Here is a 13544-nt window from a genome sequence, read left to right as displayed (position 1 = left end):
CATGGGCTGTCCGGGGCGACGTGAGGGCCGATCGGCCCTGATCAGACGGACTGGCCGGGACGGCGGCCGCCGAACGCGGCCGCCCTCGCCGGCGACCGGGGGTCCGGCCGGACGGCGAGGGCGGGTAGAGGTGGCTGCGCGGGTCCGGGTCAGTCCTCGGCCACCAGGGCCGTGAGGTCGAGGAGCCGGTTGGTGTAGCCCCACTCGTTGTCGTACCAGCCGAAGACCTTGGCCAGCGTGCCGTTGGCCTGGGTCAGGGCCGGGTCGAAGACGCAGGAGGAGGGGTCGCCGATGACGTCGCGGGAGACGATCGGGGCCTTCGACACCCGCAGGATGCCGTGGAGCGCGCCCTCGGCCGCCGCCTCGAACGCGGCGTTGATGTCGTCCGGGCTCGCCTCGCGCCCGAGCACCACGGCGAGGTCGGTGAGCGAGCCGTCCTCCACCGGGACGCGGACCGCGATGCCGTCGAGTGCCCCGGCCAGTTCCGGCACCACCAGGCCCACCGCGCGGGCGGCGCCGGTGCTGGTCGGGATGATGCTCAGGGCGGCCGAGCGGGCCCGGCGCAGGTCCTTGTGCGGGCCGTCGAGCAGGGACTGGTCGTTGGTGTAGCCGTGGATGGTGGTCATCACCCCGCGTTCGATGCCGAAGGCCTCGTCGAGGACCTTCACCATCGGGGCGACGCAGTTGGTGGTGCAGGAGGCGGCGGAGACGATCCGGTGCTGGTGCCGGTCGTAGGTCCGGTCGTTGACACCCATGACGATGGTGGCGTCGACGTCCTTGCCGGGTGCGGACAGCAGCACCGTGTGGGCGCCGGCCTTCAGGTGCAGGGCGGCGGAGTCCCGGTCGCGGAAGCGGCCGGTGGACTCGATGACGATCCCGGCACCGTGGTCCAGCCAGCGCAGAGCCGCCGGGTCGCGCTCGGCGGTGACGGCGATGCGCCGCCCGTCGACGGTGATCGAGCTGTCGTCGTGGGTGACGTCCCGCCCTATGTGCCCGAACGTCGAGTCGTACTCCAGGAGATGGGCGAGCGTCGCGGGTGAGGTGATGTCGTTGATCGCGACGACCTCGACGTCCTGGGTGCCCGCCTCGGCACGGTCGAGTGCCGCGCGCAGATAGGTGCGGCCGATCCGGCCGAATCCGTTGATGCCGACGCGTACGGTCATGGCAGTGAACTCCTTTCGGTGGCAGGGGGGTCATGTCGACGGCGTTGACCACCCGCTCGGCCGGCTGCGGCAGGTGCCGGCGCGGCAACCGGGCGGCCGCGGACCTCCTGGGTGGGCACGTCGAGGGTGGGACGCCGCCAGCAGGGGCGGCACGATCACGGGTGACTGCAGGCGAGCCTCTGATCAGCCGGTCACCGCGGTCACGTCCGTTCGGGTACGACGGCGACCGGGCATGCCGCGTGGTGCAGGACCCCGTGGGCCACCCGGCCGAGTTGGAGCCCGAAGTGCCCGGTGTTGCGCCGGGCACCGACGACCAGCAGGTCGGCGGTGTGGGAGGCGGCCAACAGCACCTGGCGGGCGGGACCCTCGACGGTCTGCCGGTGCACGCGCACCTGCTCGGGTACGTCGCGCAGCGCCTTCTCCAGAGTGTCCGAGGCCTCCTGCTCGTGCAGCCGGGCGGGTTCCCCCGACAGCAACGGGTGGTCGGTGGTCTCGCGGGCCGGGGCCCGCCAGGCCCGTACGGCGTCCACCTCGGCGCCCCGCAACTCGGCCTCGCGGACGGCGAAGCCCACGGCCTCCTTCCCCCCGACGCCGAGCACGATCCTGCCGCCGGCCCCGGTGCGGACCCGGTTGTCGTGGCTGCCACGGAGCACGATCACCGGGCAGTGGGCGCCCGCGGCGACGGCCAGGCCGACCGAGCCGAGCAGCATCTCGACGAAACCGCTGCGTCCCCGGGAGCCCAGTACCAGTGCGGCGGCCTCGCGGCTCTCGTGCACCAGCGCGTACTCCGGCTCCTCCGGCAGGACGTCGGTGGTGACCTTCAGACCGGGCTGTCGACGGTGGGCACGCCGGGCGGCGGTCGCGACGATGTCCTCGGCCTGCACCTGGTCGGACGGCTTGGTGAGGTCGTCGGCGAGGGATTCGCCCTCGTACCGCTCCCACAGGGAGGCGTACACCAGCCGGAGCGGTGCCCCGCGCAGGACGGCCTCGTCGGCCGCCCAGTCGACGGCCCGCAGGCTGGACTCGGAGCCGTCGACCCCGGCCACGACGGGCAGGTCCACGGTGCTCACCGCCCCGCGCCCATGTCGAAGACGATCCGGGCCTTGACCTGGCCGCGCAGCACGTCCTCGATCGACTCGTTGACGGTGGCCAGCGGACGGGTCTCGTAGACGACCCTGGTCCGGCCGGCCGCGTGCAGCTGGAACACCTCGGCGAGGTCCTGCCGGGTGCCGACGATCGAGCCGATCACGCTCGTGCCGTTCAGGACGGTGTCGAAGATCGGGACGCGGACCGTGCCGTGCGCGGGCAGCGCCACCATGACCAGCTTGCCGCCTCGCCGCAGGCCGGAGTTGACGGCCTCGAAGGCGGCGTCGTTCACGGCGAGGGCGATCGCGGCGTGCGCTCCGCCGTGCCGCTTGAGGACCTCGCCGACGTCGTCCTTGCGGGCGTCGATGACGAGGTCGGCGCCGAGTTCGGCGGCGAGTTCGAGTTTGTCGTCGGTGACGTCGATGGCGGCCACCCGGGCACCGGCGATCTTCGCGTACTGCAGGGCGAGGTGCCCGAGCCCGCCGACGCCGGAGATCGCGACGAGCTGGGTGGGCCGTACGCCGGCGACCTTGAGCGCCTTGTACGTGGTGACGCCGGCGCAGGTCAGCGGGGCGGCGTCGAAGGGGGTGACGCCCTGCGGCACCGGCTGCGCGAAGTCGGCCCAGGCCAGCATCTTCTCGGCGTACCCGCCGTCGCAGCCGTAGCCGGTGTTGACCTGCTGCTCGCACAGGGTCTCCCAGCCGGACAGGCAGTGCTCGCACCGCCCGCACGCCCTGCCCAGCCAGGGCACGGCGACCCGCTGACCGACGCTCAGATGCGTGACGCCCGCGCCGAGTTCCTCGACGATGCCGACGCCTTCGTGTCCGGGGACGAACGGCGGGTTCGGCTTGACCGGCCAGTCGCCGTGCGCGGCATGGATGTCGGTGTGGCACAGCCCGGAGGCCTCGACACGGACGCGGACCTGTCCGGGGCCGGGCTCGGGGTCGGGGCGCTCCTCGATGACCAGGGGCTCGCCGAAGGCTCGTACGACCGCTGCCTTCATGGTGGTTCTCTCCTCTTGGGTGGGTCAGCCGTGGGCTACGACGGCGACGGGGGCGGTGGAGTGGTGCAGGACGGCGTGGGTGACATGGCCGATGTGTGCGCCCAGGGCAGCACGGCGGATCCGCCGGCCGACGACGACCAGCGAGGCCTCCCGCGACGCCTCGACGAGCTGCTCGGCGGCACTGCCGAAGCGGGACTCCTCGACGGTCTCCACATCCGGGTACTTCTGCCGCCAGGGGCTCAGCACCTCGGCGAGGGCCCGGGACTGTTCCAGGGCCAGTGCCTCCTGCAGAGGCGGGTTCACAGGCATCCCGTACGCGTAGTACGGGGGCGGGAACCAGGCGTGCACGACCCGCAGCGAGGTGGCGCGGCGCAGGGCGGCGTCGAAGGCGAACTCGATCAGCGTCTCGTCCGGGTGGCCGGTGTCGAGACCGAGGACCACGGGCCGGAAGGGCGTGGCGGCGGACGGTAGGCCCGCCTGGTCCGTCCGGTGTTCGTCGGCAGCCTGCTCACCCGCCCGGACCAGCACCACGGTACTCTCGGCGTGGGCCACGACGCTCAGGCCGACGGAACCGACCAGGAAACCGCCGACACCACCCAGGGCCCGGGAGCCGAGGACGAGCAGCGCGGCGCTCTTCGACGCCTCGACGAGGACCTCGCCGGCACCGCCGGACAGCTGCTCGCTGACCACCTCGACGCCGGGGTGGCGCAGCCGCAGCCCCTCCGCGGACTCCCGCGGAATACGCTCGGTCCAGTGCTGGTGGGTCTCGGGGCCGAGCAGCGGAGCCTGTGCCATGGGGTCGGGGACCGGCTCCCAGACGTGGACGACCTTCAACGGCAGACCGCGCAGTTCCGCCTCGCGGGCTGCCCATTCTGCTGCCGCCCGGCTCTCGGCCGAGCCGTCGAGACCTACGGTGACAGTGCGGGTCATGATCTGCACCTCCTGGCGCGAGGGATCCCGCCGGGTTCCTCCGGCGGATCCGGTTCCAGCGTCGAGTCGGGGGGCTTACGGGGGGCAGGGGCCACAAGTCCCGGGCAGAGGCCGTTCGACCCCTGCCCGGCTCCGGGTGGCGGGACCGATGGCGGCCCCGCCACCCGGCGGACGCTCAGCGCAGCCACCCGTTGGTGCGGACGAACGGCAGCCGGGCCCACAGCCGCCCCAGGCCGAGGGCGTCGCCGGCGGCCGTCAAGGCCAGGACGATCAGGACCACGGCGTAGACGAGGTGGTAGTCGGCGAACGGGTTGCTGGACATGCTCACGGAGCCGTCCGAGAGGTGCCTGGCGGGCGGCCACTCGGCCATCCACATCAGCGCCATCATCGCGGTGCCCGCGACGGCGGCGAGCCGCAGCGCGACGCCCGCGGTGAGGGCCAGGCCGATGCCGAGCAGACCGAGCATGAACAGCCAGTCGGCCCAGGTGTCCCCGGCCCAGGAGTGGAAGGTGGACTCCAGCGGTCCGGCGGCGACGGAGCTGAGGAAGCCCTTGGCCGGCGAGCCGCCGTCGATCCAGCCCTTGCCGGAGGGGGTGGCGTAGCCGAAGCCGAAGGTCTTGTCGAGGAACGCCCAGAGGAAGACGAACCCGGTGAGCAGACGCAGGAAGGCGAGAGCGTAGGCCCGTGCGGTGTGCGTGTCGGTCGTCACCGCCACCGCGGAGTCGGAGGCGATCCGGGGCCGGCGGAAGGACGGCAGGTGGAAGCCGGAGCCACGGTGAGGTTGCTCGTGCACGGCCATGGTGGTGATCCCTTCGGGGAGTCGGGGGGCGGTTCTTTCCTTGCCTGACGTCCTTCACTCTCGTGGTCCGCGAACGCCCGCGCCGGATGCCGAAAGTCCGCACCCGTTGGGCTGAACGGCCCTGTCCTCAAGGCCTGTTGGAACCGACGATCCCGCTTGGCACACTGGTCCGCGGCGCCGTTCCGTGCCCGGACGCACGGCCGGTCAGTAGGCCGCCACCCCCTGCTCGCGGAACTGCCCACGCACCCGCTCGACCAGTTCCGCCGACGGACCGGGGGTGTCCCGCAACGCGAAGGGCACCCCGAGCGCCGGGTACTTCGACGCCCCCAGCTTGTGGAAGGGAAGGACGTCGACCCGCTGGACCGCGGAGAGCTCGGAGACGAAGCGGGCCAGGCCGTCGACGGGCTCCGGGGCGTCCGTCCAGCCGGGGACCAGGACGTAGCGGATCCACATCGGGACGCCCAGGTGGTCGAGGCGGGTGGCGAAGTTCAGGGTGGGCGCGAGTTCACCGCCGGTGAGAGCACGGTAGGTGGGAACGTCGAAGGACTTGATGTCCAGCAGGACCAGGTCGGTGTGGGAGAGGAGTTCGTCGGTGGCGCGGGTGCCGAGGAAGCCGGAGGTGTCCAGGGCGGTGTGCAGGCCGGCCTCCTTGCAGCGGCGCAGGATCTCGCCGGTGAAGGCCGACTGGAGGAGCGGCTCGCCGCCGGTGAGGGTGACCCCGCCGCCGGCCGTGGTCACGAAGGCGCGGTACTTCTCGATCTCGGCCATCACCTCGTCCGCCGTCATCTCGTGCCCGTCGCGCATGTGCCAGGTGTCCGGGTTGGCGCAGTACAGGCAGCGCAGCGGGCAGCCGGAGACGAAGAGGACGAACCGGGTCCCGGGACCGTCCACGCCGGTGGACAGGTCCCAGGAGTGGATCCGGCCGCGCTGGACGGTGCTCACAGTGATCCGTGGAAGGTACGGCTGATCACGTCGAGCTGCTGCTCCCGGGTCAGCCGGACGAAGTTGACGGCGTATCCGGAGACCCGGACGGTCAGGTCCGGGTACTTCTCCGGGTGCTCCATGGCGTCCTCCAGGGTGGCCCGGTCCAGGACGTTGACGTTCATGTGGAAGCCGCCTGCCGCCGTGTAGGCGTCGAGGATGCCGACCAGATTGCCCGCGCGTTCGGCCGGGTTGTGGCCCAGGCCCTCCGGGGTGATGGTCGTGGTCAGGGAGATGCCGTCGCGGGCCTGCTCGTAGGGCAGTTTGGCCACCGAGAGGGCGGAGGCGGCGACGCCGTGGCGGTCGCGGCCGTTCATCGGGTTGGCGCCGGGGGCGAAGGGCTGTCCGGCGTGCCGGCCGTCGGGGGTGTTGCCGGTGTGTTTGCCGTAGACGACGTTGGAGGTGATGGTGAGGACCGACTGGGTGTGTTCGGCGTTGCGGTAGGCGGGGTACTGGCGGACCTTCGCCATGAAGGACTCCACCAGGCCGACGGCGATGTCGTCGGCGCGGTCGTCGTTGTTGCCGTACGCCGGGAAGTCGCCCTCGGTGCTGAAGTCGACGGCGAGTCCGGTGGCGTCCCGGAACACCTTCACCCGTGCGTACCTGACGGCGGACAGGCTGTCGGCGGCGACCGAGAGTCCGGCGATGCCGCACGCCATGAAGCGGTGCACGGGGTAGTCGTGCAGGGCCATCTCGATGCGTTCGTAGGCGTACTTGTCGTGCATGTAGTGGATGACGTTGAGCGCGTTGACGTATGTCCGGGCCAGCCAGTCCAGGACGCGGTCGTAGGCCGCCGCCAGTTCCTCGTAGTCGAGGTACTCCCCGGTCAACGGGGGCGCCGAGGGCGCGATCTGCTCCCCGGTCATCTCGTCGCGGCCGCCGTTGACCGCGTACAGCAGGGCCTTGGCGAGGTTGACCCGGGCGCCGAAGAACTGCATCTGCCGGCCGACCTGCATAGCCGACACACAGCAGGCGATCGCGGTGTCGTCGCCGGTGCGCGGGCGCAGCAGTTCGTCGGACTCGTACTGGACGGCGCTGGTGTCGATGGAGACCCGGGCGCAGAACTCCTTGAATCCGGCGGGCAGTCGGGGCGACCACAGCACGGTCAGGTTGGGTTCGGGGGCGGGGCCGAGGTTGTACAGGGTCTGCAGGAACCGGAAGGAGGTGCGGGTGACCAGGGTGCGGCCGTCCGCGCCCATGCCGCCGATGGACTCCGTAACCCAGGTCGGGTCGCCGGAGAACAACGCGTCGTACTCGGGGGTGCGCAGGAACCGTACGATCCGCAGTTTGATGACGAAGTCGTCGATCAGTTCCTGGGCACGCGTCTCGTCGAGGACGCCGTCCGCCAGGTCCCGCTGGAGGTAGACGTCGAGGAAGGTGGAGGTGCGGCCGAGCGACATCGCCGCGCCGTTCTGCTCCTTCACGGCGGCCAGGTAACCGAGGTAGAGCCACTGCACGGCCTCGTGGGCGGTGGCGGCGGGCCGGGAGACGTCACAGCCGTATGTCGCCGCCATCTGCGTCAGCTCGCCCAATGCCCGTATCTGCTCGGCGAGTTCCTCCCGGTCACGGATGACCTCGGTGCCGGACCCGCAGGCGTCGAGTTTGGCCCGCTCGGCCTTCTTGGCCTCGATCAGCCGGTCCGTGCCGTAGAGCGCCACGCGCCGGTAGTCGCCGATGATCCGGCCGCGGCCGTAGGCGTCGGGCAGTCCGGTGATGACGCCGGCCCTGCGGGCGGCACGCATCTCGGGGGTGTAGGCGTCGAAGACGCCGTCGTTGTGGGTCTTGCGGTAGGTGCCGAAGACCCGGGTCACGAACGGGTCGGCCTCGTAGCCGTACGCGCGCAGCCCGTTCTCCACCATGCGCAGGCCGCCGTTCGGCATGATCGCGCGCTTGAGCGGGGCGTCCGTCTGGAGACCGACGATCAGTTCGCGGTCGCGGTCGATGTAGCCGGGCGCGTGCGAGGTGATCGTGGACGGGGTGGCGGTGTCGACGTCGAGGATGCCCCGGCGGCGCTCCTCCGGGAACAGCGAGCTGACCTTCGCCCAGACCGCGCGGGTCCGGTCGGTGGGTCCGCTCAGGAACTCCGGGCCGCCCTCGTACGGGGTGTAGTTGGCCTGGATGAAGTCGCGCACGTCGATCCTCCCCCAGCCTTCGGCCGGGGGGACCCCCACGCGCCAGTGGGTGCCTGCGAAGCCCCGCCAGGCGTCTGTCGTGCGGTTGCCGGCTGTCATGGTTGCAGTCATCGTCGGTCCTCTCCCGATCTCTCACTTGGGATGCTCGTCGCTCGCCGCGCTCGCCGGGAGTGCCGCCCGGTCCCCCGGACCGGGGCCGGACGGCCCCGCTCGGCCCGTCACTCGCCGTCGAGGTCCGGGCGGACGAGCGTGCCCGAGCGGGCGTGGACGATCTCGTACGCCGCGTCCAGGGCGCCGATGGCGGCCAGTCCCCCGGTCCGTTCCACGAAGCGGGCGGCCGCCTCTGCCTTGGGCCCCATGGAGCCCTCGGGGAACCCGGCGCCGCGCAGCTGGGCCGGGGTGGCGTCCAGCACGGGGTGCTGGTCCGGGGTGCCGTAGCCCTCGTACACGCAGGGCACGTCGGTGAGGATGAGCAGGAAGTCGGCCTTGAGCTCCTCGGCGAGCAGGGCGGCCGTGAGGTCCTTGTCGACGACCGCCTCGACACCGGTGAGGGCCCCGGAGTCCCGGTCGGCGGTGACGGGGATGCCTCCGCCGCCGGCGCAGATCACCAACGTGCCGCTGTTGAGGAGGTCGTGGAGGGACTCGGTCTCGACGATGCCCTGCGGGAACGGGGAGGGCACGACGCGGCGCCAGCCCTTGCCGTCCAACCCCATGCGCCAGCCGCGGTGCCGTGTCAGGGCCTTGGCGAGGTCCTGGCCGTAGACCTGGCCGACGAACTTGGTGGGGTGCTCGAAGGCCGGGTCGTCGGCCCGGACCAGGGTGTGGGTGACCAGGGTGGCGATACGGCGGCCGGGCAGGGCGTTGTGCAGCGCGCGGGCCAGCAGGGCGCCGATCATGCCCTGGGTCTCGGCGCCCAGCATGTCGAGCGGGTAGGGGATGGTCAGCGCCGGGTCAGCCGCGCTCTCCATGGCGAGCAGGCCGATCTGCGGGCCGTTGCCGTGGGTGATGACCAGTTCGTGGTCGTGGGCGAGGGCGGCGAGGGCGGTGACGACACGGTCGACGTTCTCCTGCTGCACGGCCGCGTCGGGGCGGTCGCCCCGGCGCAGCAGGGCGTTGCCGCCGAGGGCGACGACGATGCGCATGGTTCAGTCCTCCAGGGTGGCGACGAGGACGGCCTTGATGGTGTGCAGCCGGTTCTCCGCCTGGTCGAAGACGATCGACGCCGGGGACGAGAAGACCTCGTCGGTGACCTCCAGGCCGTCCAGGCCGTGGGCGGCGTAGAGGTCCCGGCCCAGCCGGGTGCTGCGGTCGTGCAGGGCCGGCAGGCAGTGCATGAACTTCACGTCCGGGTTGCCGGTGGCGGCCAGCGTCTTGTCGTTGACCTGGTACGGCAGGAGCAGTTCGATGCGCTCCCGCCAGGTGTCCGCGGGCTCGCCCATCGACACCCAGACGTCGGTGTGCAGGAAGTCGGCGCCGTGTACGGCGGTCTCGGCGTCCTCGGTGAGGGTGATGCGGGCACCGCTGCGCTCGGCGAGCGCCCGGCAGCGGGCGACCAGTTCGCTGTGCGGCCACAGCCGGCGCGGGGCGGCGATGCGGACGTCCATGCCGAGCAGGGCGCCCATCGACAGCAGGGAGTTGCCCATGTTGTTGCGGGCGTCGCCGAGGTAACAGTAGGCGATGTCCTGCAATGGCTTGGCGCTGTGCTCGTGCATGGTCAGGACGTCGCACAGGCTCTGGGTGGGGTGGGCGGTGTCGGTGAGGCCGTTGTAGACGGGGACACCGGAGCGGGCGGCGAGTTCGGTGACGATCGACTGGGCGCTGCCCCGGTACTCGATGGCGTCGAACATGCGGCCGAGCACGTGAGCGGTGTCGGCGATGGACTCCTTGCCGCCGATGTGGGTGTCGCCGGGGCCGAGGTAGGTGGTGTGGGCGCCCTGGTCGGCGGCGGCGACCTCGAAGGCGCAGCGGGTGCGGGTGGAGGTCTTCTCGAAGATCAGCGCGAGGTGCCGGCCGGTGAGCCGGGGCCGCTCGGTGCGGGTGCGCTTCTCGGCCTTGAGGTGGGCGGCGAGGGTGAGGAGGTGGAGGATCTCTGCGGCAGTGAAGTCGAGTTCGCTCAGGTAGGAGCGGCCTCGCAGGTCGACGGTCATGGTGTCTGGTTCCCCTGACTCGCTCAGTTGGCCGGGTCGCGCTGGATCGGGCAGCTCATGCAGCGCGGTCCGCCGCGCCCGCGGCCGAGTTCGGCACCGGCGATGGTGACGATCTCGATGCCCTGCTTGCGCAGGTAGGTGTTGGTGGTGACGTTGCGCTCGTAGCCGACGATCACGCCGGGTGCGACGGCGAGGAAGTTGCTGCCGTCGTCCCACTGCTCGCGCTCGGCGCCCCGGATGTCCTGCGGGGCGGAGAGCATGCGGACCTTGTCGAGGTCGAGGGCCTCGGCGAGCGCGGTCGCCAGGTCGGAGTTCGCGGTGACCTCGAAACCGGTGTCGCGTTCGGTGCTGGGGGTGAGCGTCCAGGAGCGCAGCGAGTCGGCGAGCCCGGGGTAGATCGCGAAGGCGTCGCGGTCGACCATGGTCAGGACGGTGTCCAGGTGCATGTAGGCCCGTGCGGACGGCAGTTGGACCGCGATCAGCCGGGTGGCCGTGCCGTCGGCGAAGAGCCGGGCCGCCAGGTTCTCCACCGCCTGCGGGGTGGTGCGCTCCCCCGTGCCGACCATCACGGCCCCGTTGCCGAGGACGTGGACGTCACCGCCCTCCAGGGTGCCCGCCACACCCTCCAGCAGCGGAGCCCCCGCGAACAGCGGGTGGAAGCGGTAGATCGCCTCGGCGTGCAGGCTCTCGCGACGGCGGGCCGGCTTGGCCATCGGGTTGACGGACAACCGGTCGTAGATCCAGCAGGAGTTGTCGCGCGGGAAGAGGTGGTTGGGCAGCGGCGGGAGCGCGAAGTCGTCGGCGTCCAGGGCGTTCCAGACCAGGCTGTGCGGGGTGGTCAGCGACAGGTCGCTCTTGAGGATGCCGCCGATGAGGTAACCGGCCAGGGTCTCCCCGTCGAGTTCGGCGCACAGCGCGCGGACGGGGTCGACGAGGGCCGGCCCGACGGCGGCCGGGGTGACGACCCGGTCCAGCAGCCAGTCCCGGGCGCCGTCGGCGCCCAGGGCCTGGGCGAGCAGGTCGGCGAAGTAGTGGACGCGGGCGCCGTGGTCGCGCAGGACCTGGGCGAAGGCGTCGTGCTCCTCGCGGGCCCGCTTGGCCCACAGGATGTCGTCGAAGAGGAGCGCGTCGACGTTGCGCGGGGTGAGGCGGGAGAGTTCGAGGCCGGGGCGGTGCAGGACGACCTGGCGCAGGGGGCCGACCTCGGAGTCGACGTGGAAGGTGTTCATGGCGGCCTTTCCGGGGGCGCTGGGTCAGTCCTGGTGGTCGAGGGGACGCGGCTTGTGGGTGCCGCCGACGCGGTTGGTGCGCAGGCCGCGGGCGCGCCGGGGGCTCGGGACCGCCGTCTCCGGGGCGCGCTGCGGGGTCTCGGTGCCGGCGGCGGCCAGGCTCTGGTCGCGCTTGAGCCAGACGTGGACCGGGACGCCGAGCAGCACGACGAACAGGCCGTAGTAGACGGTCTGGTAGCCGCTGCCCTGGATGGACCAGTAGGAGAAGGCGAGCGCCAGCGCGGCGACGGTCGTGTCGCGGGCCAGCAGCTTCCGGCTGAGCGACTCCCGGCCCTTCACCAGCAGCCAGTACAGCTGGGCGGCGGCGGAGAACAGGTACGGGATGACGGCGGTCAGCACGCTCAGCAGCACGATCTTCGTGAAGACGTCCTCGAAGCGGGTGTAGCTGAACACGGTGATCAGCGAGGCCAGCACGGTCGAGGCGACGATCCCGAAGGCCGGCACGTCGTTCTTGCCGCGCAGCCGGGCGAAGGCGGTCGGGAACAGGCCGTCACGGGCGGCGGCGTACGGCATCTCGGCGCACAGCATGGTCCAGCCGTTGAGGGCGCCGATGCCGGAGACGATCGCGGCGACGGCGACCACGTCACCGGCCCAGCTGCCGCCGAAGATGTTGTTCGCGGCGTCGGTGAAGGGCGCGGTGGAGGACCCGAGACCGGTGTGCGAGACGGTCCCGAAGACCGCGAGGGTGCCCAGGATGTAGATGACGGCGCAGATGAGCGTGCCGTACACGGTGGCCCGCGGCACGTTGCGTCCCGGCTCCCGGACCCGGCCGGCGACGACCGAGGCCGCCTCCAGGCCGAGGTAGCTGAACAGGGCGATGGCACCGGCGGCGGAGATCGCGCCCAGCGCGGACCGGCCGCTGGCGTTGAAGGAGCCGAAGTTGTCCGGGTCCACGAAGAACAGCCCGACGGTGGCCATGAAGACCAGCGGGACGAACTTCAGCACGGTGGTGATCACCTGGAAGGCGCCGGTGTTCCGTACGCCGGTGAGGTTGATCGCGGCCGGGATCCAGAGGCCGGTGAGCGCGAGGAGCACGGAGATCCACGTCCTGTGGCCGGTGTTGACGAACACCTCGACGTAGCCGACCCAGGCCACCACGATCGCCGCGTTTCCGGCCCAGGCGGTGATCCAGTACGACCAGGCGTTCAGAAACCCCGCGAACTCGCCGAAGGCCTCGCGGGCGTAGACGTACGGCCCGCCGCTCGCGGTGGTCCGCCCCGCGAGCGAGCCGAAGGTCAGCGCCAGGGCGAGCGCGCCCAGGGTGACGACGCCGAAGGCGACCAGCGCGATCGGCCCGTACGGCGCCAGTGCGGACGGCAGGGCGAAGACGCCGGTGCCGATGATGCTGCCGATCACGAGGGCGGAGGCGGCGGGGAGGCCGAGGGCCGCCGCCACCGGGGCGGCTCTTTTCCCGCTCGTCGGGGTCGTGGACATGGCTGTGCTCCTTGTGCGCGGCACTGCTGACGAATCGATGCGGGACCGATCGTTCTGCGCCACGCGGGCGTGCGGGGAGCGGCCGTACGGGCTCAGGGACGTACTGAAGGTCCCCGGCGACCGGGACCGTTCGGCCCATGCCCGGGCCGGGGCATCCACCGCACGCCGGCAGTAGCAGTCAGTACGCCGCCGTTCGGGAGGTACGCCATGAGCACCGCACCGGCCCTCGGTGCTGCGCGTCGATGTCCGGGAGGGAGTGGTGAAGCTCGTCGGCCGGATCCGGGACACCGCCCTCGTCCCCGTCGCGGCGCGGCTGGTGCGGGCCGTCGAAGGGGTGGTGGAGGTGGAATTCGAGCTGACGGCCGACCGTCCGGAGGAGGCGAGTGAGGCCGGTCGGCCCTAGTACAACCGGCCCCGGCGGGCGATGATCGTCCCGGGCGGTACGCCGTCCGCCCTTCATTCGGGGGACAAGGGGACCTCAATGCCAGAGCCGCGCACCTTCTCGGAGCAGGACCCGATCCGTGTGTTCCTGCTGGACGACCACGAGGTCGTCCGGCGCGGCCTCACCGACCTGCTCGAC

The 13544-nt window shown here is 71.8% G+C and carries 12 protein-coding genes and 1 pseudogene; 2 read left to right on the top strand and 11 right to left on the bottom strand.

Going from position 1 to position 13544, the window contains the following annotated elements:
* Positions 1 to 149 precede the first annotated feature (149 nt).
* From gap to ACFWPS_RS50830, 11 genes are all read right to left on the bottom strand, one after another.
* On the bottom strand, positions 150 to 1163 hold the full coding sequence (gene gap / locus ACFWPS_RS50880) for a type I glyceraldehyde-3-phosphate dehydrogenase (protein ID WP_383720469.1): 1014 nt from the start codon (positions 1161 to 1163) through the stop codon (positions 150 to 152).
* A gap of 200 nt (positions 1164 to 1363) precedes the next feature.
* On the bottom strand, positions 1364 to 2224 hold the full coding sequence (locus tag ACFWPS_RS50875; RefSeq protein WP_383720506.1) for a universal stress protein: 861 nt from the start codon (positions 2222 to 2224) through the stop codon (positions 1364 to 1366).
* Between the two features lie 5 nt (positions 2225 to 2229).
* Positions 2230 to 3252, bottom strand: a complete 1023-nt coding sequence (gene adhP, locus ACFWPS_RS50870) for an alcohol dehydrogenase AdhP (protein ID WP_383720466.1) — start codon at positions 3250 to 3252, stop codon at positions 2230 to 2232.
* A gap of 24 nt (positions 3253 to 3276) precedes the next feature.
* Positions 3277 to 4182, bottom strand: coding sequence for a universal stress protein (locus ACFWPS_RS50865; protein ID WP_383720464.1), 906 nt, complete (start codon positions 4180 to 4182; stop codon positions 3277 to 3279).
* Positions 4183 to 4357: 175 nt separating this feature from the next.
* Positions 4358 to 4981, bottom strand: a complete 624-nt coding sequence (locus ACFWPS_RS50860; protein ID WP_383720461.1) for a hypothetical protein — start codon at positions 4979 to 4981, stop codon at positions 4358 to 4360.
* A 204-nt stretch (positions 4982 to 5185) separates the two neighbouring features.
* A complete protein-coding gene (gene pflA / locus ACFWPS_RS50855) occupies positions 5186 to 5923 on the bottom strand; it encodes a pyruvate formate-lyase-activating protein (RefSeq protein WP_383720458.1) in 738 nt (245 codons plus the stop codon).
* Positions 5920 to 8205 carry a formate C-acetyltransferase gene (gene pflB / locus ACFWPS_RS50850; protein ID WP_383720455.1) on the bottom strand — a complete coding sequence of 762 codons (2286 nt, stop codon included), beginning with the start codon at positions 8203 to 8205 and terminating at the stop codon, positions 5920 to 5922. The genes pflA and pflB overlap by 4 nt, the downstream gene beginning before the upstream one ends.
* Positions 8206 to 8312: 107 nt before the next feature.
* Positions 8313 to 9236, bottom strand: coding sequence for a carbamate kinase (locus tag ACFWPS_RS50845; RefSeq protein WP_383720452.1), 924 nt, complete (start codon positions 9234 to 9236; stop codon positions 8313 to 8315).
* A 3-nt stretch (positions 9237 to 9239) separates the two neighbouring features.
* Entirely contained in the window at positions 9240 to 10241 is a 1002-nt protein-coding gene (gene argF / locus ACFWPS_RS50840; RefSeq protein ID WP_383720449.1) for an ornithine carbamoyltransferase, read from the bottom strand.
* 23 nt (positions 10242 to 10264) lie between these two features.
* Positions 10265 to 11470, bottom strand: a complete 1206-nt coding sequence (locus ACFWPS_RS50835; protein WP_383720446.1) for an arginine deiminase — start codon at positions 11468 to 11470, stop codon at positions 10265 to 10267.
* A gap of 24 nt (positions 11471 to 11494) precedes the next feature.
* Entirely contained in the window at positions 11495 to 12964 is a 1470-nt protein-coding gene (locus tag ACFWPS_RS50830; protein ID WP_383720442.1) for an APC family permease, read from the bottom strand.
* Positions 12965 to 13193: 229 nt separating this feature from the next.
* Here ACFWPS_RS50830 and ACFWPS_RS50825 point away from each other — a divergent pair, with 229 nt between their 5' ends.
* Both ACFWPS_RS50825 and ACFWPS_RS50820 read left to right on the top strand, forming a co-directional pair.
* The gene (locus ACFWPS_RS50825; protein ID WP_383720439.1) at positions 13194 to 13367 is read left to right on the top strand and encodes a BON domain-containing protein; all 174 of its coding nucleotides are present in this window, start codon (positions 13194 to 13196) and stop codon (positions 13365 to 13367) included.
* A gap of 78 nt (positions 13368 to 13445) precedes the next feature.
* Positions 13446 to 13544: pseudogene (locus ACFWPS_RS50820) on the top strand (DNA-binding response regulator); the annotation flags it as partial.

It is taken from the genome of Streptomyces sp. NPDC058457 (assembly GCF_042720695.1).
Taxonomy (GTDB): domain Bacteria; phylum Actinomycetota; class Actinomycetes; order Streptomycetales; family Streptomycetaceae; genus Streptomyces.
Note: the sequence above shows the minus strand (reverse complement) of the source record. Positions and strands in the feature narration are given on the sequence as shown.